Below are 22,021 nucleotides of genomic sequence, written 5' to 3' on the forward strand. Positions count from 1 at the left end.
CCAGGGAGCGACATGCGCAGGTACCTCATCGCCCTCCTATCCCCGCTCCTACTTTTGTTAGCGCTACCAGCACCGGCGGCGGCAGCGCCCGTCTTCCGGGCGCTGCTGTTCACCGAGACCGCGGGCTACGTGCACGACTCGATCTCCGCGGGCGTCACGATGGTCAACAACATGGCCGCCGCGAACAACTTCGAGGTCGTCCAGAGCAACAACTCCAGCTCGTTCACCACGTCCAACCTGGCCACGTTCGACGTGATCATCATGCTGCAGAACTCCGGCATGGTCTGGGACAACGACTCCCAGCGCCAGGCCCTGCAGAGCTACGTCGAGAACGGCGGCGGCGTCGTCGCCATCCACAACGCCACCGACATGGGGATCGAGTCGTCCTTCCCCTACTGGGACAACCTGATCCAGGCGGGCGCCCACATGCCCGCGCACTCCAACATCGTCCAGGGCACCGCCAAGGTGGCCGACGACGTCCATCCGTCCACGTCCGGGTTGCCTGACCGCTGGACGCGGACCGAGGAGTGGTACAACTTCGACCGCAGCATCCGGGGTGACGCGCACGTCCTGGTCACCGCCGACGAGACGACCTACTCCCCCGGCGGCAGCGCCATGGGGCACGACCACCCGATCTCGTGGTGCCGTGAGGTCGGCCAGGCCAAGGTCTGGGCGACGGCCATGGGGCACACCGCCTCGACCTACAGCGAGGCCTACTTCCAGCAGCACGTGCTGGGCGGCATCCGGTGGGCCGGCGGCGAACTGCCCGGCGGCTGCGGCGGCACGGTCTGGAACCGGTTCCAGAAGGTGTCCCTCGACTCGGCCCCCAACCAGCCGATGGAGCTGGACATCGCGTCCGACAAGACGGTCTTCTACATCAGCCGGGCCGGTGAGCTGAAGCGGATCAACCCGTCGAACGGGCAGATCTCGACCGTGCACACCCTCAGCGTCTACACCGGCGGTGAGGACGGCCTGGTCGGCATGGCGCTCGACCCGTCGTTCGCCTCCAACAGGTACATCTATCTCTACTACTCGCCATCGGGCAGCAGTTCGATCGTGCGGGTGTCGAGGTTCACGTACACGGCCGCGAACGCGCCGAGCGCACTGAGCAACGAGCAGGTCCTGCTCACCATCCCGGCCGAGCGCATCGACGAGCCGGGGCACACGGGCGGTTACCTGACGTTCGGCCCGAACGGCAACCTGTACATCGGCGTCGGCGACGACGTGAACCCGAACGCCTCGTCCGGCTACGCGCCGATCGACGAGCGCTCGGGCCGCGCCCACTTCGACGCGCAGCGTACGGCGGCCAACACCAACGACCTGCGCGGCAAGATCCTCCGCATCCACCCCGAGTCCAACGGGACGTACTCGATCCCGAGCGGCAACATGTTCACCCCGGGCACCGCGAACACCCGCCCGGAGATCTACGCCATGGGCTTCCGGAACCCGTTCCGGTTCTCGGTGAACAAGGAGAACGGCTGGATCTCGATGGCCGACTACGGCCCCGACGCGGGTTCGGCCAACTCCAGCCGCGGCCCGGCCGGAATCGTCGAGTACAACCTGATCAAGTCGCCGGGCTTCTACGGATGGCCCTACTGCATCGGCAACAACACCCCGTACAACGACTACAACTTCTCCACCGGCCAGTCGGGCTCGCAGTTCAACTGCTCGGCGCCGACCAACACCTCGCCCAACAACACCGGCCTCCAGACGCTCCCGGCCGTACGGGCGGCGAACGTCTGGTACTCCTACAGCGGCAACACCGCCTGGCCCGAGATGGGCAACACGGGCGGCGCGGCCCCGATGGGCGGCCCGTTCTACCACTTCGACCCGAACAACACCTCGGAGACGAAGTTCCCGCAGTACTTCGACGACACCCCGTTCTTCTACGAGTGGAGCCGGAACTACCTCGCCGAGATGCGCCTCGACAGCTCGGGCAACATGCTGAAGGTCAACCGGTTCCTGTCGTCGATGCAGTTCCGGTCGCCGATGGACATGAAGTTCGGGCCCGACGGCTCGCTCTACATGATCGACTGGGGTAGCGGTTTCGGTGGCAGCAACACCGACGACGGCGTCTACCGCATCGACTACATCAACGGCTCCCGGGCCCCGCTCGCCAAGGCGTCGGGGACGCCGACCTCCGGCCAGGCCCCGCTCGCGGTGCAGTTCTCCTCGTCGGGTTCGGCCGATCCCGACGGTGACGCGATCACCTACGCGTGGGACTTCACCGACAACGGCTCGGTCGACTCCACGTCGGCCAACCCGAGCTTCACCTACACCTCCAACGGCAACCACACCGCGCGGCTGACCGTGCGGGACGCCGGCGGCAAGACCGGCACTGCCACCGTGCCGATCGTCGTGGGCAACACCGCGCCGACCCTCCAGTTCAGCGCGCCACCGAACGGAGGCGCGTTCAACTTCGGGGACACGATCTCGTACACGATCACCGGTAGCGACCCCGAGGACGGGGCGATCGACTGTTCTCGGGTGCAGGTCATCGTGGCTCTCGGACATGACACGCACAGCCACGACACCGACCAGCGCACCGGCTGCTCGGCGACCATCACGACCGGTGAGTCGGGGCACGATCCGACCCAGAACGTGTTCTACGTGTTCTCGGCGACGTACACCGACAGCGGCGGTCTCACCAAGGGCGCCGAGCTGATCCTCCAGCCGAAGCAGAAGCAGGCCGAGCACTTCACGGCCAGTTCCGGGGTGAGGGTGGCCGACGTGTCCGGCGCCGAGAACGGCAGCCGCATCGCGGACATCTCCAACAACGACTGGATCTCGTTCGCACCCATGTCGACCCAGGGCGTGACCGGCATCTCCTACCGACTGTCGTCGATCAGTTCGGGCGGCTCCATCGAGCTGCGCGCCGGATCGGCAAGCGGCACCCTGCTGGCGACCACCAACGTCCCGAACACCGGAGGCTGGGACACCTACGTCACGACCTCGGCCACCTCGGTGACCGGGATCAGCGGCAGCCAGACGTTCTACCTGGTGTTCAAGAATTCGGCCGTCAACCAGTTCGACCTCGACTCCTTCACCCTCCAGGGGCAGGGGGTCGGTGGTGGCTCCTCCAGCAGCGGACCCGTGGCCGGAGGCGTCTACCAGCTCGTCAACGTCGCGGCAGGCAAGGCCGCCGACGTCGAGGGCGCCTCCTCCACCGACGGGGCCAGGATCGTCCTGTGGCCGTCCGGCAGCGGCACGAACCAGCGCTTCCGCATGGTCGACGCGGGCAACGGGAACTTCCGCATGCAGGCCGTCCACTCCAGCAAGTGCGCCGACGTGAGCGGCCAGTCCACCGCGTCCGGGGCGCTGGTCGCCCAGTGGACGTGTCACACGGGCGCGAACCAGTCGTGGCGGTTCACGGCGCAGGGCTCCGACTGGCGGGTCCAGGCGGTGCACAGCAACCTCTGCCTGGAGGCGCCGTCGACGGCCGACCTGACGCAACTGCGGCAGGCGACGTGTTCGACGGCGAGCAGCCAGACCTGGCGGCTGACCCGGATCAGCTGACCGCAGGCCGGCCCCCGGTGACCACCGGGGGCCGGTCCCTGCGGTGAAAGGTTCAGGGCTGACCTGCGGGTTCGCCCGACCGGGTTGCCGGGGGCGGGCTTTCCGGGGTGACGATCGGGGGTCGGTCTCCGCGTCCGGGAGGTGCCATGAGGCTCCTGCGCGTGCTTGTCGGGGTTCTGCTCGTGTTCGTCGTTCTTCCGGGGGTGGCGTGGGCCGCGCCGGGATGCGTGGTGACCTACGGGGCGAACTCGTGGCCGGGCGGGTTCACCGGGTCGGTCACCGTCAGGAACACCGGGGACCGGGTCGACGGCTGGACGCTGCGGTTCGACTTCACCGCCGGGCAGACGATCACCCACGGCTGGTCGGCGCGGTGGAGCCAGTCGGGCGCCCGGGTCACGGCCGTGAACGAGACGCACAACCGGGTGCTCGCCCCGGGCGCGACGGTGAACCTCGGCTTCAACGGCCGATGGACCGGCACCAACCCCCCTGCGGTCGGCTTCACCGTGAACGGCACCCCCTGTGGCAGCCCGGCGTCGCCATCACCCAGTCCCTCTCCTTCTCTTGTGCACGTGGACAATCCGTACGTCGGGGCGCGGGGTTACCTGAACCCCGACTACGTCGCGCGGGTCGATGCGGCCGCGACCGCCGCGGGTGGTGCGGCCGGGACCGCCATGCGGAAGGTGGCGTTCCAGCCGACCGCCCTCTGGCTGGATTCCGTGGCGGCGATCTCGTCCGTCAGGGGTGGCATGGGGTTGCGGCAGCATCTGGAGCGGGCGCTCGTCCAGGCCCTGTCGCAGGGGAACGCGGATCCCGTCGTGGTGACGCTCGTGCTGAGTGACCTGCCGGGGAAGGACTGCTCCTCGTGGTGGCCCACGGCGGAGTTCCCGATGACGGCCGACGGAGTGGCGGCGTACCGGAACCAGTTCGTGAACCCCATCGCGGCCATCCTGGCCGACCCCCGTTACGCCCCGCTCAGGATCGTCACCCTCGTCGAGCCGGAGACGCTGGGCAGCATGGTCGCCGGGAACCCGGAGCCCGAATGTGTGGAGGCGCGCACGTCGGGGGTGTACGTCCAGGGCGTCAGGCAGGCACTCGCCGCCCTCGGGCCGATCCCGAACGTGTACGTCTATCTCGACGCCGCCCGCTCCTCGGTCGCCGGGTGGGCCGAGGTCTCCGGGCCGCTGGTCGACGTGCTCAGGCAGGCCGTCGAGGGGACGCGGGGAGTGGACGGGTTCGTCACCAACGTCGCCGACTACGTCCCGGTGGACGAGGTCTTCCTCCCGGACACGAACAAGCTGGTCGGCGGCGCCCCGCTCTACTGGACCCGGTGGGTCGACTGGAACCCCCACATCGACGAGGACGACTACACCCGTTCCCTGCGCGCCGCCCTCGTCCAGGCGGGCTTCCCCGCCCACATCGGCATGCTGATCGACACCTCGCGCAACGGCTGGGGCGGCACCGCCCGCCCGACCGCCGTCAGCGTCTCCTCCGACGTCAACACCTACGTCGACCAGTCGAGGCTCGACCGGCGGGCCAACCGTTTCAACCGGTGCAACCAGCTCGAAGCGGGCATCGGCGAACGTCCCGCCGCCGCCCCGAGGCCCGGCGTCGACGCCTACATCTGGGCCCGGCCACCGGGCGAGTCGGACGGCGCGAGCGACGGCCCCAACCGCTGGTGCGACCCCACCTTCGCCCCTCCGATCGGGTCGTACCGTCCCTCGGGCGCGACTCCGGGCGCACCGGCCTATGGGATCTTCTGGCCGTCCTACTTCGGGACCCTCGTCCGCAACGTGTATCCGCCCCTCTGACCCGGCGATGCTCGGGTTCACAGATCGTTCAGTCCGTGGGAAGTCCGTTCCGGCAGGCTCGCGGCATGGGTGAAGTCGAGGATGCCGACGTCGTGGTGATCGGGTCGGGGATGGGCGGTCTCGCGGCGGCGCGGGCGATCGCGCAGTTCGGCGGGAAGCGGGTGCTCGTCCTCGAACAGCACTACACGCTCGGCGGCATGACGCACGAGTTCTCCCGGGCCGGACGCTTCCAGTTCGGCACCGGGCTGCACTACATGAGCACGGACGCCGGTCCGTTCCTCGACTTCATGACCGACGGACGGGTGCAGCTCTCGCCGCTGCCGGACGACTACGACGTCCTGCACTTCCCCGACTTCGACTTCGCCGTCCCGGCCACGAAGGAACGGTTCCGGGCCCGGCTCGCCGAACGCTTCCCGGCGGAGACCGGCGCCGTCGACGGGTTCCTGCGGTCGATCCGCCGGGCGATGGCCGGGCTGGCCGCCCGCAACATCCTCGCCGCGTCGCCTGCTGGAGTGCGCGTCGTCGAGCGGTTGTTCCCGGGGGCGTTCCGGACGTTGCGCGATCAGCTGACCCGCAGCTTCCGGGACCCACGGCTGCGGGCGGTGCTGGCGGCGCGCTGGGGGCTGTACGGCACGCCGCCGTCGCAGAGCGCGTTCGGCTATCACGCGGCGGTCCCGCTGACCTTCTTCATGAAGGGCACCGCTCATCCGGTGGGCGGGCCGAAGGAGCTGGGCCGGATCGTCCTGGAGATCCTCCGCCGGTACGAGGTGGAGCTGCGGCCCCGGCAGCGCGTCGAGCGGCTGGCCGTCGAGAAGGGGCGGGTGACCGGGGTCGACGTCGAGGACACGGCCACCGGGCGGCGCTACCACGTGCGGACGGGGACCGTGGTGTCGGCGGCGGGGGTGCGCAACACGTACAGGCTGATCGGGCGGGGTGAGGAGCTGGCCGACCTTCCGGCGGAGCCGTCTGCGCTCGTGCTGTTCCTCGGGATGGACCGCTCACCGGCCGAGTTCGGGCTGCGCGGCGAGAACCACTGGTTCATGCCCGACCTCGAAGGGACCCACCGCCCGGCGGGGGAAGGCGTCCTGTACGTCTCGTTCGCCTCCCTCAACAACCCGGCGGCCCGGTCGCACACGGTCGAGGTCGTGGAGCTCGTCGATCCGGGGATGGTCGACGAGTGGCGCGGGATTCCCGAGGGTGAGCGGCCGGAGAGTTACCGGCGGCTCAAGGAGGAGCTGACCGAACGGCTGATCGGCCGCCTGGAACGGCAGTGGCCCGGGTTCCGGGACGCGATCGCGTTCGCCGAGCTCGCGACGCCGCTGTCGTTCGAGACCTTCCAGCACAGCGTGCTGGGCTCCTTCTACGGCCTGTCGGCCACGCCGCAGCGGATGCGGTCGTCGCGCGCCGGATCTCGTACACCGATCAAGGGCCTGGTCGTGGCCGGGCAGGACGCCTGGGGACCCGGAGTGGTCGGGGCGCTGGCCGGTGGGCTGCTGGCGGCGAAGCGGGTGCTCAAGCAGCGGCAGCTCGGGACGATGTGGCGGACCATCCTGTCCAGGAAAGTGGCCGGAGACACCCCGTGGCAGGGGTATCTGCGGGTGGCCGCGATCGAGGCGCTGTCGCCGGCCGTGCGGCGGATCCGGCTCGAACCGCTGGCCGGTGGTTCGATGCCGTTCTCGTTCACGGCCGGGCAGTACGTCAAGGTCGAACTGCCGGTCGCGGTGGAGCCGATCGAGCGGTCCTACTCGATCTGCAGCGGCCCCGGCGAACGCGGCTTCGCCGAGATCGCGGTGAAGCACGAGCCGGACGGCCTCGGCTCCACGTTCCTGCACGAAGAGCTGGCGGTCGGCGACGCGCTGAGGGTCAGCGGCCCGCACGGCGACTTCACCTGGCGCCCGGCCCCGGGAGGACTGCTGCTGATCGGCGGCGGGGTCGGGATCACCCCGCTGATGAGCGTGCTGACCGCGGCGGCGGAAGAGGGACACACCGGCCGCATCGTGCTGCTCGCGGCCTTCCGAACCGAGGCCGACGTGCTGTTCCGGCCGGAACTGGAGGCTTTGCGGGAGCGGCTACCGGGGCTCGAAGTGTCGATCTTCGTGTCGGAGCTGACCGGATGGATCGGCGCGGAGGCGATCCGGCCCTTCGCCGAAGGGGTGCGCCGTGTGCATCTCTGCGGCCCGGCGGCGATGATGCAGGACCTGATCGGCCACCTGACGGACCTCGGCGTGCCCCGGGAGGCGATCCGCACCGAGGCGTTCGTGTCGGGCCGCAGCACGGAGACCCGCAGGGAACGGGCCCACGTCATCGCCCTCGCCGCCGCGGCGGCCGGTGTCACCGCGTACAAGATCGGCATGACCGGCGGCGAACCGGGGTTCGTCTGCCTGCCCGGACAGTCGGTCCTCGACGGCGCCAACGCCGCCGACGTCCCGCTGCCACAGTCGTGCGGCGAGGGCGCGTGCGGCACGTGCCGGGTGCGGGTGCTCTCCGGCACCTACGAGACCGACACGCGCGGCATGTTCTCCACGGCCGAACTGTCCGAGGGATGGCGGCTGGCCTGCCAGACCCTGCCCACCGAGGATCTGACGATCGGGCGCTGAAGAGATGGGCAGCCCGCTCCCTCAGTGTTTGACGGCCTTCTCGGCGATCACCGTGTCGGCCGGGGGCGGATTGACGATGACCTTGATGCCCCAGTTGTAGAGGCGGGTGTCGGAGGTGTAGTCGACGACGGTCCCGTCGACCGGCATCCGCAGCTTGACGCTGAGACGGGTGACGAGCCCCTCCTTGTTGAGCGAGAACGTGTAGGTGATCTTGGACGTCTTGCCCGCGGTCCCGAACTGCTTGCGGAACACCGGCGAGAGCGCCGCCATCTTCGCGCTCGTGGTGGCCCCCTTCACCACCCCGCCCCGGTTCGACGTCGCCTTGGCGATCAGCGTCTTGACGGTGTTCGGCTCGAACACGTCGATGATGATCCCGCTGGGAACCGGCGGCAGCGGCTTCGTCTTCCGCACCCAGTACTTGCCCGCCGGCAGCCCTTCCCCGGCCCGGGGCCCCTGCACGTAGGTCACCTTCGGCAGCGTGATCACCCTGCCGGGGCTCTCCAGCTTCTTCTGCGTGTCACGCTGCTCCTCGCTGAAGAAACCTCTGTCATAGCGGGTCTTCTCCGTGAGGTCGGAGGCGTTCGCCCCCTTCGGCCCGAACTGCACCGATCCCATCTCCTGGGTGACGGTCCCCTTCCCACCCTTGGGCTTCACCTGCAGCACCGTCTTGAGCTTGACCCCCCGCCCGGAAACGAACTGCGCCTTCAGCGCGGCGATCGGATCAACAGTGGCGTGCGCCGGACTCACGGGCACCAGTAAGGCACCGAGCATCACTAACGTCCCGACCATGGCTCGCTTCACGCGCGTTTCCTTTCGTCATCTTTTGCGCGCGAAAGTCTGGTCTCACCAGATCACACTCTGATCACGACCAGCGTGAACCCGCAGCCCCACGGGGGTGCCGAGGCCCGAGTCGACGCGAAGGCCGAGCCCGAGCCGGGTGACGCGGCCGCCTGCGGAGGTGTTGCCACGGGGTCGCGCGGTGCTGCGGCAGGGCGGACATCTGCTCAGTGTGGTCACGCACCCGATACAGCCGGACGGCTCCAGCCGATCCTCAACCTCGGTGAGGTTACGGTGGGGGCGTGGCGCAGATCTGGAACGACGACGACGGCGAGCGGTGGGCCGCCGATGCCGACCGGCGCGATCGCGTGCTGGCCTCGGTCGGGGAGGCCGTGCTGGCGGCGGCCGGGTTGAAGCCGGGCGAACAGGTCCTGGACGTCGGCTGCGGGTGTGGAGCCACCACGCTCCTGGCCGCCGACCAGGTCTCCCCCGGCGGAACGGCCACGGGCCTGGACGTCTCGGCGCCCATGCTGCGGGTGGCGCGCGCCCGTCAGGAGGGCGGGGCGGCCAATGCGGGGTTCGTCCACGCCAACGCGGAGACCGACCCGCTGCCCGGACCGGTCGACGTGGTGATCAGCCGGTTCGGCACGATGTTCTTCACCGACCCCATCCGCGCCTTCACCGCGATGAGCGGCGCTGTGCGGCCGGGCGGGCGGCTGGTCCTGGCGACCTGGCAGCCTCCGGACGTCAACGCCTGGCTCACCGTCCCCGGCGCGGCGATCATGCGGCACGCCGACGCACCCGTCGACCTGCGGGACCGCAGCATGTTCACCCAGTCCGACCCCGCCGTCGTCGAGGAGCTGCTGACGCGGGCCGGGTTCGCCGACGTCCGGCTGGAGGACGTGCGGGTGCCGCTCCACATCGGGGCGGATGTGGCGGAGGCGGCCGGATACCTCGCCGGCACCGGACCCGTCCGGGCTCAGCTGGCGGCCGTGGCCGACCTCGACGCCGCGCTCGGTGACGTGCGGGCCGCCCTCGCCGAGCACGCGGAGCCTGACGGGGTGCGGCTGGAGGCCGCGATCTGGATGGTCACGGCGTCGAGGTAGCCGCCCGGAGTGCCCGCGCCAGCCACTGGTAGTCGGGGGCCGTCGTCGGCCGGGGCTGTTCGCCCCGGATGCGCGCCAGCAGTTGCCAGTAGCGTTCGGCCTGCGCGTCCAATCCCGCTTCGAGCCGCTCCAGGACCTCGGCGCGGCGCGCGTTCGTACCGAGGAGTTCGTCGAGGACCCCCTCGGCCTCGGCCGACTCGGGGGCGACGCCGCGCTCGCGGGCGGGACCGACGAGGAGGGCGACCTTCTTGGCGAAGAACAGGTAGGCGCCGGGCCGGCGTCCGGGGCCCGGCTCGGCGCGGCCGGTGGCGTTGTGCCGGATCATGTCGCGCATGCGGCGGCGGAAGTCGGGGTCGGTGACCAGTTCGGCCAGTTCGATCCACGCGTCGGCCTGGTCCGAGGTGGGGTCGTCGGGCAGGCCGGGCAGGGTGGCGCGCATGCGTTCGTGGAGCTGCGGGTCGGCGTCCAGGCCGCTGAAGACCTCGTCGGCGAAGTCCTCGATGATGGCGGCGCGTTCCTGGGCGGAGAGTCTCGCGAGTCTGTTCATCAGTTCCATCTCCTCGGTGTCGGATTTCCGCCTGGCCACCGTGCTCAGCACGGCCCGGCTCAGGCGCAGGGCCCTGATCCGGGCGTCGAGGGCCCGCGCGTGGACGGCCGCGACGTCCGCCAGGGTCGTCTCGCGCTGGATCACCCGGCGCACCTCGCCATGGCTGAGGCCCAGTTCGCGCAGGGTGCGGATCAGCTGGAGCCTCGCGACGGATTCGGTGCCGTAGAGGCGGAAGCCGGAGCCGGTACGGGCGTCCGGGGGCAGGACCCCGATGTCGGACCAGTAGCGGATGGTGCGTACCGGCAGCCCGGTGCGCTGGGAGAGCTGCCCGATGGTGAGCAGTTCGTCGTTCACATGAGGAGTGTGGACCTTCCAGCCGCTGGAGATTCAAGCGCTTCCGCGCCTACCATGCCGCGTGGGAAAGCGTGGATCTTCAGGTCTGACGATGCTCGTCGCCGTGGGCGTCACCGTTCTCGTCTTCAATCCGGGCATGTACTGGCTGGGCGCCAGGGTCGAGGATCTGCTGGGAGTCGTCCGGCCTCACGACGAGCCTCCCCTGGTGGGGCTCCTGATCCTCGGCGCGCTGATCGTGGCCGGAGTGCTGGTCTACCAAGCGGTCAGAGTGCGGCGCGGCGGTGACGAGGTCGGCCCCGCCCTCCGGCGCTGGTGGGCAGGGTCGCGCGAACGCCATCTCACCCGGCCCGGCACGCTCGCCGCCTCGGCGACGGTGTTCGCGGCCTGGCTGTGCTTCGTGCCCGCCGTCGTCACGGTGTCGCTCGGCTTCGGTGTGCTGGACGAGGGGGTGCCGCCCGATCCCGGCGCGGCGGGCCTCGCGGCCGTCGTCGTCGGCGTGCTGCTCGTGCTGCTCTGGGCGGGGCTGCGGTGGTGGCTCGGCCCGGGACAACCACGGCGGTTCCTCGCCGCCAGCATGCTGCTGAGGATCTATCTGCCGATCACCGTCGGCCTCATGGCGGCGACCATCCTCATGGCGGCCGTCCAGGTGACGGACGAAGCCGCCTGGACGACGGTCAGCGTCCTCCACTTCGCCTGGATCGTCGCGGCCTTCGTCCCGCTGTTCAAGGTGAGGGATTCGCAGACCGGCAGTAGAGCGAGTTGATACTCTCCGTAGTCGCCAACGCGATCAACATAAACGGAGAGTGACCAAATGAAGAAGACTTTCGTCGTGGTTCTGCTCGCACTGGGTGCGGCCGGGATCGCCGCCCCCGCCCACGCGGCCGACGGTCCCGGGCTGCTTTTCGACGACGTCATCTCCATTCCGGGGAACCTGATCCAGGTCAACGTCCTGCCGATCTTCCCCGCCGGGGGCTGACCGCGTGAGGCCCGCGCCTCGGGGGCGCGGGCCGTCCGCCGGGGCCGGGTTCATCGTCAGGGACTGACGACCACCGCCACCTTCCCCCGCACCCCGCCGCCCGACTTCAGCGCGCGCAGCCCCTCGTTGATCGCGTCGACATCGCTGTCGATGGTCCGGCCCACGTGTGGGACGACCAGCCCTCGCTCCGCCCACTCCATCGCCAGTTCCATGCCGCGCCGGAGGAAGTCACGTGCCTGCTCGTCGAGCAGGGCGGGTTCGGAGAAGTAGCGCAGCAGGTTGACGTTCACCTGCTGAGCGCCCCGGTCCGCGAGGATCGCGTCGACCGGGCTTTGCGTCTCGGCCACTCGGGTGGTCCTGCCGGGGCCGACGCCGAGGACGATCCAGCTTCCGCCCTTGCGGACCGTGGCCGCGGTCTCGGCGAAGCCCCGCTCGCTGTACGTCGCGTCGAAGACGACGTCGGCGCCGCGTCCACCCGTCAGTTCGTCGATCTCGGCGGCGATGTCGTCGCGCTTGTAGTCATAGACGTGGTGGGCGCCCGACTCCCGCGCCAGGCCGATCGACTCCGGGGTGCTGCCGCTGCTGACGACCGTTCCGGCCTCCAGGGTGCGGGCCGCCATCTGCACGGCCAGGTGCCCGACGCCTCCGCCGCCGCCGGGGATGTAGACGGTGTCGCCGGGCCGGACCCTTCCGTACAGGCCCGCGAACGCGGACAGGAAGCACATCGGCAGCACGGCGGCGTCGCGGAGGCTCAGCGGCGGCGGTCTGCGGACGGTGAGGAAGCGGCGCGCGACCGCGAAGGAACCGCCCTCGCCCGCCGCCCAGCCGCCGTCGCCGTTCAGGTCGGCCATGGCGACCACCTCGTCGCCGACGGCCAGGTCGGTCACGTCGCCGCCGACCGCGGCCACCACTCCGGCGAGGTCGAATCCAAGGGCGACGGGAGGGGTGCGTCCCAGGAAGTTGAGCTCGGCCAGCTTGTATTCGAGCGGGTTCAGCGACGACGCCGCGACCCTGATCAGCACCTGGTCGGCCACCGGCTCGGGAACGGGCACGCGCACCGCCACCAGCGGCAGTCCGGCATGGTCGTGGACGTAGCCGACCCCGAGGAACGTCTCTTTCATGATCCGATTCCACCGGGGTCACGTTCGGGATCACGGCGCGCGACGCGCGGGTTTACCGCTCCATGGCCCGAAACGAGGCTTCCGGCCACGGCCACGAAGACGGCGGCGACGGCCGGGATGAGCAGCGCGGTCTGGAGGGAGGCGACCTCCGCGACGTATCCGATCATCGCGGGCCCGGTCAGGGCGCCGCCGAAGCTGATCGCGGTGACCGCCGACAGGGCGCGCCCGGGACGGCCGGCCATCGCGCCGACCGTACTGAAGATCACCGGCACGACCGTGGCCATGCCGGACCCGACCAGGCTCCACCCCGCGATCGCGCAGGCGAGCGCCCCCGTACCGGCGAACGAGGCGGCCAGGACGAGCGCGTAGCCGAGGGAGGCGACCGACCCGGCGAGCCGCATGGTGCGGGCGGGCCCGAGCCGGGCGCGCAGCGGGTCGCCGAAGAACCGGGTCACGGTCATCGCCGCCGCGAACGCGGTGTAGACGACGGACGCGGTGGCCGGTTCGGCCCCGAGTTCCCAGCGGGCGTGCACGGCGGCCCAGTCGGTGGCCGTCGCCTCGCTGAGATAGGCGGCGAAGACCACCGACCCCATGAGCACGATCGCGCCGGCCCCCAGCACGGCCGGCGCGCCCGGGTCCGCGACCTCGTCCCGGACCGGCGCGGAAGCGCTCAGCAGGTGGGGCCCCGGGATCAGCGACGCGACGATCATCGTGACCGCCACGGACACCATCAGCGTCCGCACGTCCGCGCCCGCCGCCAGGGCCGCGGTGATCACCGCGCCGCCGACCACCCCGCCCAGGCTCCACACCCCGTGCAGGCTGCCCATGACGGGTTTGCCGAGGTGCCGTTCCACCTCGACGCCCTGCACGTTCAGCGCGATGTTGACCACGCCCGTGACCGCCCCGAGCGGCACGACGGCGACCGCCAGCATCCCGTACGACGGCGCGAGCGCGACCCCGACCAGCACGAACGCGCACAGCGGCGCGGCGACCCGCAGCAACCGGCGGCTCCCCCACCGATCGACCGACCGCCCGGCGATCGGCAGCGTGGCGAGCGCCCCCACCGCCATGAGGAGCAGCAGCGTGCCGATCCGGCCCGGACCGAGGCCGAGCCGCGCGTCGACGGCGGGCAGGGTCGCCACCCACAACGCGTTGAGAACCCCCGACAACCCGTAGAAGACGGATAACGCCACCCGCATCTCGTCCACCCCCCTATTTTGTTCTAGGCGAGAGCATAATCAGGAGATGACGGCTGCCACAATGGGAGGCGTGCACGCGCCCACGACCAGCACCGAACTGCGGCTCCACAACCTGACCCGGCTGCTGCGCGCCGTGCACGCCGGAGGCGGGGAGCTCACCCGCTCCCAGCTCACCCGTGACCTCGGGCTGGCCAGAGGCACCGCGACCGTCCTGACCGGTGAGCTGGCCGCCGCCGACCTGGTGCGGGAGCGCCCCCTGGCCGACCGGCCACGCGGACGGCCGACCCACCAGGTGGGCCCCCACCCGCGAGGCCCGCTCGCCCTCGCCGTCGACCTGCGCGAGGACTCCTGGGCCATCTCGGCGGCGGCGCTCGGCGGCACGTCTGAGCTGCTGGAATGCCGCCACCACACCGCCGGGCTGGCCACCGACGTGCTGGCCGACCTGTCCGGCGAGCTACGGCGCCGCATGGCCGAGCTCACCGGCCGCGTGGTGGGCGTCGGCATCTCGGTCCCCGCCAGCGTGCGCGACGGCCGTTTCGTCGACGCGGTCCATCTCGGCTGGCACGACGTCGACCTGATCTCCCTGCTGGGCCTCGGCGAGGATCCCCTGGTCAGGTTGGGCAACGACGCCAACCTCGCGGCGCTCGCGGAGGCGCGCCGGGGCGCCCTGCGCGGTGTCGGTCTCGGCCTCCACCTGCACGTCTCCCTCGGCGTCGGCGGCGCGCTCGTCGTCGCGGGCCGCCCGCTGACCGGCGCTCACGGCATGGCCGGGGAGTTCGGCCACCTGCCGCTGGCGGGCGACCGTCACGGCCCGTGCGCCTGCGGCTCGACCGGCTGCTGGGACCTCGACGTGGGCGCGAACGCGCTGATCCGGCACCTCGGCCACGACGTCCCGGTGCACCGCCGCCTCCACCACGCCGGGCGGCTGATCGCGGAGGAGTCCACCGGCCCGGCGGTCGGCGCCGTCGCGCGGGCGCTCGGCCGGGGCATCGGCGCCCTCGTCAACGCGCACGACCCCGAGGTCGTGACCCTGTCCGGCCTGGGAGCCCGGCTCTACGAAGTGGCCGCCGACCCTGTGGAGGCGGGGTGCGCGGAGGCCCTCATGGCGTTCCGCCGCCCGGCCCCGATCACGGCCTCACTGCTGGGCGCCGAGGCCCCCCGCGTCGGCATCGCGGAAATGGTCTTCGACGCCTTCCTGACGGCGGAGGGCCTGCGCGCCTGGAGCTCTAGACCTCGGGAAGCGAAGGGTCCGGCGTCCACGGGGACGGCGCCGTGATGGCCCAGCGCTGGTGGTCGCGCCACGCCCCGTCGATGAAGAGGTAGTCGGGCGACAGCCCTTCATACCGGAAACCGAGGCGCCGGACCACGGCCAGCGACGCCGTGTTCTCCGGCTGGATGTTCGCCTCCAGCCGGTGGAGCCGCAGCTCCTCGAAGCCGTGCCGCAGCGCGAGGGTCAGCCCCTCGGTCATGTACCCCCGCCGGACCGACGTGGCGAACGCCGCGTAGCCGATGGACGCGCCCTGGTAGCGGCCCCGGATGATCGAGTTGATGTTGACCGTGCCGACGGCGGCGCCGGTCTCTCTGAGGCGGATCAGGTAGCCGCGGTTGGTGCCGTCGGCGAATCGGCCCATCCAGGTCCGGAAGGCGTCCGGGGTCGCGGGCAACTGCATCCACGGCATGTGGAGGTCGATGCTGGCCTCGACGAGGGAGCAGAACTCGTCCTGGTCGGCGAGGGTGAGCGGGGCCAGCTCGACCCGTGGGGGCATGTCGGACATAGGCCGACCCTAGGGCCTGTTCGTACCGCGCACACCGGCGGCAGTGGCTCTCGCCGGGCGTTCCTCCTGCCCGTTTCCTTGAGTGGACGGGGTTCGTCACAGACAAGGAGAAAAGACATGTCCTGGCCACGGGGGCTCATCGCGCTGCTGTTAGCCGGCGCGCTGGGCATATCGGCCACACCGGCGCAGGCCGCGCCGGACACCCAGGCGAGATCGTGGGGGCTCAACGAGTTCGGCCAGCTCGGCAACTCGTTCATCGCGCCCTACCCGAACGCCTACCAGGTCCGCGTGCACGACGGGGAGAGCTTCGTCCAGGTCGCCACCGGCAGCCTGTACGCCCTCGGCCGCGACGAAGGCGGGCGCATCTACCACTGGGGCCGGGCCTACGACCCCGACACCAGTAGCGTCCGCAACCTGATCAAGCCGCAGTTCCTCTTCCAACTGCCCGGCACGACCTCGATCGCCGCCGGCTACTCGTGGGGCATGGCCCTGCGCGACGACGGCACGCTGTGGACGTGGGGCTTCAACGGCGAGGGCCAGCTCGGCACCGGCGACCGCCTGAACCGCTACTTCCCGACCAAGATGACCGGCCTGCCGCCGATCTTCCGGATCTTCGCGGCCGAGAACCGGGCGTACGCGATCGACGTGAACAACCGGCTGTGGGCGTGGGGCGACAACACCCTCGGCCGTCTCGGCGACGGCACCGCCGTCGACCGCACCCGGCCGGTGCAGCTCAACGTGCCGCGGATGTCCCGGGTCTCCCCCGGCGCCAACCACACGCTGGCCGTCGCCGCCGACAACACCGTGTGGGCGTGGGGCGAGAACGGCAGCGGCCAGCTCGGCACCGGCAGTACCGTCGACAAGACCGTCCCGGTGCCGGTCAGCGGTCTGACCAACGTGAAGATGACGGCGGTCGGGGAGGCGCACAGCCTGGCCCTGCTCAACACCGGCGAGGTTCGGTCGTGGGGGCTGAACAACGCCCTGCAACTGGGGGTGACGGGCATCGTCTCCCGCTCGACCCCCGGCCCGACGCCGTCGAGGTCGGTGACCGACATCGGCGCCGGGAACGTGAGCAGCCACCTGCTCGTCGACCGCCAGCTGTTTAGCTTCGGCTCACCGGAGCTGTGCGGGCTGGGCAACTGCACCCTCACCCAGCCGACCGCCACGCCCGTCGCGATGCCCGGGATGAGGGGGATCCTCCAGTTCGACGTGGAGAACTGGCAGGGGCTGGTCGTCAGGGACACCACGGCCGGTCTCGGCGTGTTCGCCCAGAGCGACGTCGTGCACCCGGCGGAGGCGGTGATGGTGACCAATGACACGACCGACACCCGGACCTTCACGGTGGCCGAGCTGCCCGACGGGGTGAAGGTGACGTTCGAGCCCGACGTCGTGCCGTCGAAGGGGCAGACGAAGGTGACGGTGACCGGGGACGTGCGGGAGCCCACGCCGGTCGTGATCCAGGCCACGGCCGACAAGTCGGCCGACCCGGTGCTGCTGGTCACGCTGGTGCTTCAGCCCGGAGAGTGAAAGGACATGGCCGGCCCGGGTGCGATCCCGGGCCGGCCACGTCACGTTACGGCGCGGAGATCCCGTCGAGGATGCCCACCGCGTCGGTGCCCGGCGTGACGACGAGCTTGCGGGTCAGGGTGTACGACCCGCCCGCCGGCACGTCGACGTTGAACCGGCTCATCACCCAGTTGCCCGCCGCGTACACGTCGAAGGCGCTGGCCGGGGTGCCGTACACGAGGCCGAAGACCTGCGGGTCGGTGCCGGTCATGCCGATGTACGGCCTGGTCGGCACATAGGCCTGGTTCGTGCCCGGGACCACGATCCCGGCGCCCGGGATCACGCTGGCCTGGCCGGCCGCGTCGTGGTCCATGGCGTCGCCGGTCCACACCTTGAGGGCCGCCGCGCCGGAGTTCTTGAGCTCCGTCGCGACCGTGGCGAAGTTCTCGCCGGGCTTCAGGGTGTACGTCGTCGCCGCCGTCAGGCCCGCGATGCCGCTGACCGGCCCGGACACCCGGACGACGGCCTTGTCGCCGGTCGCCTGGACGATCTCGACACTGGTCGCCGCCACCGTGCGGATGTCCCACGCGCTGCCGCCGGTCGGCTGGGTCGCCGAGACGTAGGGCAGGTTGATCCAGTCGAACTGGTCGGCCATGCCGCGTACCGCGACGTCGACCGGCTTGCCGCGCGTGCCGCCGGAGATCTGCGCGTCGTTGTAGGCGTCGGCGATCGCCATGGAGAGCCTGTCGTTCTCCAGCATGACGTCACCCGCGCCCGCCTCGACCAGGCCGGAGGCGATCTGCTTGCCGTAGCCCGCCTCGACCGTGACCGGGCTCAGCGTGAAGTCGGCGGTGCCCGGCACGGTGACCGTACCGGTGGCCGACTGGTGGCCCAGCTTGGAGACCCGGACGTCGTACTGACCGGCCGGGGCCTCGATGCGGTATTCGCCCTTGGCGTCGGTGCTCGTGGTCGCGACCACCGCGCCCGACTTCTCCAGGACGACCCGGACGCCGGAGACGGCGGCGCCGCCCGCGGTGACCTTGCCGCTCGCGCGGGGGACGTCCGGGACGGCCGGGTCGTAGAGGTCGAGCTCGCCGGCCCACTTCGCGATGTTCAGGGTGGGGTCGCCACCCGCCGTCGCGTAGTCGGTCAGGTGGTAGAAGCTGAACTGCTTGCTCGCACCGGCGGTGAGCGTGGCGTCGTAGTAGAGGCCCTCGACGTAGCCGTACGCGCCGACGGCGGCCGGGGTGTCGAGCGCCCAGGCGAGGCCGTGGGCGGCCTGGCCGTTGGTGGTGGCGGTGTCGGCGCCGACGTAGACGTACTTGCCGGTCCAGCCCGTGGTCTTGATGCCCGGGTTGGTGCCGGCGAAGCCGGGGATCCGGCCGTTGTCGGCCGAGCTGTCGGGGTCGATCATGTAGTTGAAGTAGCCCTGGTAGCCCGTCGCGCCGGTGTTGGTCAGCTTGACCGTCATCTTCACGATCGGGGCGCCGGGCAGGGTCTCGTACCGGACCTGGGCCTTGATCGCCGCGTTGGCGCGGTACTGGCCGTTGCCGACCACGGCGGCGCCGTCGACGGCGAGGTCGGGGAAGTCGAGCTGGTCGGCCGGGCGGTCCCACGAGTCGGGCGGGGTGAGGCTCGGGCGCAGCAGCATCTCGCCCCAGTCGAGGGTCTCGGCGCCGTTGGTGTCGTTGAGCATGAGGTCGGACAGCGCGCCGACGCCGAGGCCGCCCGCGCCGTTGTTGGCGGCGGTGTACGGCGTGATCGACGCCCGGATCCGGTCGTTGGCCAGGTAGTAGTACTCCTTGCCCGCGACGAAGTCGGTGCGGGTGCTGCCGTTGCCGTAGTCGGGCGTGTAGACCGACTTGCCGGCGACCGGGTGGGTGACCTTGATCAGCTTCAGGTCGGCGGTCACGGTGCCGGTGGCGCCGACGGTGACCGAGGTCGCCGACTGGTCGTCGGCGATCAGGCCGCGCTTGGCCGCCGTGACGTTCCACGTGGCCGCCGCGAGGCCGAGGGTGTAGTGGCCCTTGGCGTCGGTGCTGGTCACGGCGGTGTCCTGACCGGCGGCGACGGCGGTGACCTTCGCGCCGGCGATCGGGTCGCCGGTCTCGGCGTCCTTCACGACGCCGGTCACGGTCGCCCAGCGCTGCGCGGACTCGCCGCCCGGCACGTAGGCGTAGAGGTTGCCGTCCCAGGCGCCCGCGACGACGGTGTTGCCGCTGACGGCCGGACCGGCGCCGACCCAGGTGCCGATCTCGTGGTTCCACAGGATCTGGCCGGTGTCGGTGGCCAGGGCGTAGAACCGGCCGTTGTTGGCGCCGACGAACAGCGTGTCACCGGCCACGACCGGGCTGGACATGACGCCGCCGTGGTAGACGTCGCCGGGCAGCGGGCGCTCCCAGAAGACGTTGCCGGTCTGGGCGTCGAGGGCGACGACCGCGCCGCTCGGGAAGCCCATGTAGACGACGCCGTCCTTGACGGCCGCGGCGCTCGGGGTCGAGCCGCTCGACACGAGGGCCGAACGCGGGCTGGTGTAGGTCCACAGGGTGGCGCCGGTCTTGGCGTCACGGGCGACGATGCCGTTGTTGGCGCCGATGAAGACCTTGCCCTCGGCCGCCGTCGGCACGCCGTCCTGCCAGCTGCCGAGCGCCTCGGTGCCGGTCCACTTGCGGGCGCCGGTCGCGAGGTCGTAGGCGAGCACGCGGTCGGCGGTCTCGTTGCCGACGAACACGGTGCCGTCCATGACGGCGGGGGTGCCGTCGCTCATGGTGGCGCCGGACATCGGCGAGGCCCAGATCTGCTTGCCGGTACGGGTGTCGAGCGCCTTCAGCACGCCCTGGCTGCCGATGCCGAACCGCGTCTGGTACGGCCAGAGCACCGTGTGACCCGAGACGGCGGGCGAGTAGTAACCGTAGGTGCGCTGGTTGTTGGGGGCCGGGGCCTGCTCGGGCACGGCCTTCCACTTCACGTCGCCGGTCTCGGCGTCGACGGCGTAGAGCTCCGAGCCGAGGGTCGGCGCGAAGATCAGGCCGTCACCGTAGGCGAGGCTGCCGTGGATCGACTGCGGGACCTCGACGTTCCACAGCTCGCGGCCGTTCCTGAGCCTGATGGCGTGGATGCGGCTGTTGCCGTCGCCGTTCTCGTCGCGGGTGCCCGCGTAGACGACGCCGTCGTGGATGACCGGCGAGCCGGTCAGGAAGGTGCCCTCGCTACGGAAGCTCCAGGCCAGGCGGCGGCCCGGGTCCTGGGCGGGGGCGACACCGGAGTGGCCCTGGTCGCCGTGGTGCTGCGTCCAGTCGTCACCGGCGACCGTCTTGAGCTCGGGCTCGTCGGTGAGGGTGAAGTCGGCCGACTTCGTCCAGACCTTGCCCGCGGCGTCGGTGACCTGCACGTCGATGCGGTGGGCGCCGGGGGTCTGCTGGCTGTTGGGCAGGTTGCCGTGCCAGGTGAACTCGCCGCTCTTGTAGAGCGGGCGCCAGTTCTTGTCGCCCGCGATCTGGAAGCGCGCCGAGACGACCTCGTCGCCGGTGTCGTAGGCGTTGATCTGCACGTCCGGCATCCCGGCGGCGGGGACCTTCGAGCCCGGGGCCGGGTTGACGATGGTGATGTGCTCGTTCTCGCCGTACATGCGGAACGGGTTGTCGAAGCCGGGGCCCGCCATGTGGATGTAGCGGAAGCCGCGCGGCGCGTTGTCGATCGTGTACGAGCTCGACACCGTCTGGATGTGCTTGGCGGTCGAGGCGAACGCCGACTTGTTCTCGACGTGGTTGGAGTGCTCGTGGCCGACGAGGATGAGCTGGGCCTTGTACTGCTCCAGCACGTCACCGAACTCGTCGTAGGTCGACGGCGAGCCGAACGGCACGTTCATCGGCTGGTGCGTGAGCACCACGACCTCGGTGTCGTCGTTGGGGACGGCGGCCGCGAGGTCGGCCTTCAGCCAGGCGAGCTCCTCCTCGAAGGGGGCGGAGCCGTTGTTCTCCAGCACCACGAAGTGCCGGTTGCCGTAGTCGAAGGAGTACCACTCCGGCCCGACGTTCTTCCGGTAGTTGTCGATCCGGTCGGCGTAGGCCGAGCCGCTCGCGTACTCGTGGTTGCCGACGGCCGGCCACACGCCCACGGTCGACTGCTGGGTACCGCGACGGTAGGTGTCGAACTGCGCCTGGCTGGCGTCGTTGGTGAGGTCGCCGCTGACCGCGATGAAGCGCAGGTCGGTGCCGGTGGAGTTGATCTCGCGGATCTGGTCGGGCAGCTGCGCGTTGACGTGCGGGTCGGCGATGTTGGCCCAGGAGAAGGTGTCACCGTCGGAGAGCTCGTCGCGGACCAGCGCGAAATCCGCGACCGGCGTGGCGTCGTCGGCGAGCTCGCCGAGGTTGGCCCAGAACCTGGGCTCCTTGTACTGGTCGAGGCCGAACCGGTAGCCGCGGGGCTGACCGGCCCACACGATGTCGGTCCTGCGGCGGTCGGTGGAGATCGTCAGGGCGTAGGAGCCGTCGGCGGCGGTCGCGGTGGTGACCGTGCCGTCGGAGACGCGGACGCCTCCCAGGCCGGCCTCGCCGGTGTCGCGCCTGCCGTCGCCGTTGGCGTCGACGTACACGACGCCTCGGACGGTGGCCTCCGGCGGGTCGATGGCTTCGGCGGCATATGTGGTGAGCGGACCCGCCACAACACTGAGGGCGAGCCCCAGCGTGACGGTGTACAGGACAACGCGCGCCCTATTTAACGCGAACAATTCAGGATCT

Annotated in this window: 14 protein-coding genes; 8 read left to right on the forward strand and 6 right to left on the reverse strand. The window is 70.8% G+C overall.

Annotated features, from left to right (window positions below):
- Positions 1-12: 12 nt before the first annotated feature.
- From ACYQ78_RS10010 to ACYQ78_RS10020, 3 genes are all read left to right on the forward strand, one after another.
- Entirely contained in the window at positions 13-3,516 is a 3,504-nt protein-coding gene (locus ACYQ78_RS10010; RefSeq protein ID WP_459800473.1) for a ThuA domain-containing protein, read from the forward strand.
- 146 nt (positions 3,517-3,662) lie between these two features.
- On the forward strand, positions 3,663-5,324 hold the full coding sequence (locus tag ACYQ78_RS10015) for a glycoside hydrolase family 6 protein (RefSeq protein WP_459800474.1): 1,662 nt from the start codon (positions 3,663-3,665) through the stop codon (positions 5,322-5,324).
- 65 nt (positions 5,325-5,389) lie between these two features.
- The gene (locus tag ACYQ78_RS10020; RefSeq protein WP_459800475.1) at positions 5,390-7,921 is read left to right on the forward strand and encodes an FAD-dependent oxidoreductase; all 2,532 of its coding nucleotides are present in this window, start codon (positions 5,390-5,392) and stop codon (positions 7,919-7,921) included.
- A gap of 21 nt (positions 7,922-7,942) precedes the next feature.
- Here the strand turns inward: ACYQ78_RS10020 and ACYQ78_RS10025 are convergent, their stop codons facing one another.
- Positions 7,943-8,722: a hypothetical protein gene (locus ACYQ78_RS10025; RefSeq protein ID WP_459800476.1), complete on the reverse strand. Its 780-nt coding sequence runs from the start codon at positions 8,720-8,722 to the stop codon at positions 7,943-7,945.
- Between the two features lie 278 nt (positions 8,723-9,000).
- Here ACYQ78_RS10025 and ACYQ78_RS10030 point away from each other — a divergent pair, with 278 nt between their 5' ends.
- Positions 9,001-9,804, forward strand: coding sequence for a class I SAM-dependent methyltransferase (locus ACYQ78_RS10030; RefSeq protein ID WP_459800477.1), 804 nt, complete (start codon positions 9,001-9,003; stop codon positions 9,802-9,804).
- Here the strand turns inward: ACYQ78_RS10030 and ACYQ78_RS10035 are convergent.
- The gene (locus tag ACYQ78_RS10035; protein ID WP_459800478.1) at positions 9,788-10,705 is read right to left on the reverse strand and encodes a helix-turn-helix domain-containing protein; all 918 of its coding nucleotides are present in this window, start codon (positions 10,703-10,705) and stop codon (positions 9,788-9,790) included. The two genes, ACYQ78_RS10030 and ACYQ78_RS10035, sit on opposite strands and share 17 nt — an antisense overlap.
- A 91-nt stretch (positions 10,706-10,796) precedes the next feature.
- On the opposite strand from ACYQ78_RS10035, the gene ACYQ78_RS10040 reads away from it, so the two are divergent.
- Together ACYQ78_RS10040 and ACYQ78_RS10045 are read left to right on the forward strand one after the other, a co-directional pair.
- Positions 10,797-11,468: a hypothetical protein gene (locus ACYQ78_RS10040; RefSeq protein WP_459800479.1), complete on the forward strand. Its 672-nt coding sequence runs from the start codon at positions 10,797-10,799 to the stop codon at positions 11,466-11,468.
- 48 nt (positions 11,469-11,516) lie between these two features.
- Positions 11,517-11,681 (forward strand): hypothetical protein, encoded by a 165-nt coding sequence (locus ACYQ78_RS10045; RefSeq protein WP_459800480.1) that lies wholly within the window; start codon positions 11,517-11,519, stop codon positions 11,679-11,681.
- Positions 11,682-11,737: 56 nt separating this feature from the next.
- Here ACYQ78_RS10045 and ACYQ78_RS10050 read toward each other — a convergent pair whose 3' ends face one another.
- A complete protein-coding gene (locus ACYQ78_RS10050) occupies positions 11,738-12,802 on the reverse strand; it encodes a quinone oxidoreductase family protein (protein WP_459800481.1) in 1,065 nt (354 codons plus the stop codon).
- Positions 12,799-14,010: an MFS transporter gene (locus ACYQ78_RS10055; protein WP_459800482.1), complete on the reverse strand. Its 1,212-nt coding sequence runs from the start codon at positions 14,008-14,010 to the stop codon at positions 12,799-12,801. The genes ACYQ78_RS10050 and ACYQ78_RS10055 overlap by 4 nt, the downstream gene beginning before the upstream one ends.
- Before the next feature lie 37 nt (positions 14,011-14,047).
- Between ACYQ78_RS10055 and ACYQ78_RS10060 the strand changes: the two genes are divergently transcribed.
- Positions 14,048-15,277, forward strand: coding sequence for an ROK family protein (locus ACYQ78_RS10060; RefSeq protein WP_459800483.1), 1,230 nt, complete (start codon positions 14,048-14,050; stop codon positions 15,275-15,277).
- Here the strand turns inward: ACYQ78_RS10060 and ACYQ78_RS10065 are convergent.
- A complete protein-coding gene (locus ACYQ78_RS10065) occupies positions 15,228-15,776 on the reverse strand; it encodes a GNAT family N-acetyltransferase (RefSeq protein WP_459800484.1) in 549 nt (182 codons plus the stop codon). The two genes, ACYQ78_RS10060 and ACYQ78_RS10065, sit on opposite strands and share 50 nt — an antisense overlap.
- Before the next feature lie 117 nt (positions 15,777-15,893).
- On the opposite strand from ACYQ78_RS10065, the gene ACYQ78_RS10070 reads away from it, so the two are divergent.
- Positions 15,894-17,303 carry an RCC1 domain-containing protein gene (locus tag ACYQ78_RS10070; protein ID WP_459800485.1) on the forward strand — a complete coding sequence of 470 codons (1,410 nt, stop codon included), beginning with the start codon at positions 15,894-15,896 and terminating at the stop codon, positions 17,301-17,303.
- Positions 17,304-17,349: 46 nt separating this feature from the next.
- Here ACYQ78_RS10070 and ACYQ78_RS10075 read toward each other — a convergent pair whose 3' ends face one another.
- On the reverse strand, positions 17,350-21,945 hold the full coding sequence (locus ACYQ78_RS10075; RefSeq protein ID WP_459800486.1) for an outer membrane protein assembly factor BamB family protein: 4,596 nt from the start codon (positions 21,943-21,945) through the stop codon (positions 17,350-17,352).
- Positions 21,946-22,021 lie beyond the last annotated feature (76 nt).

The sequence above is a fragment of the Herbidospora sp. RD11066 genome, from assembly GCF_054661255.1.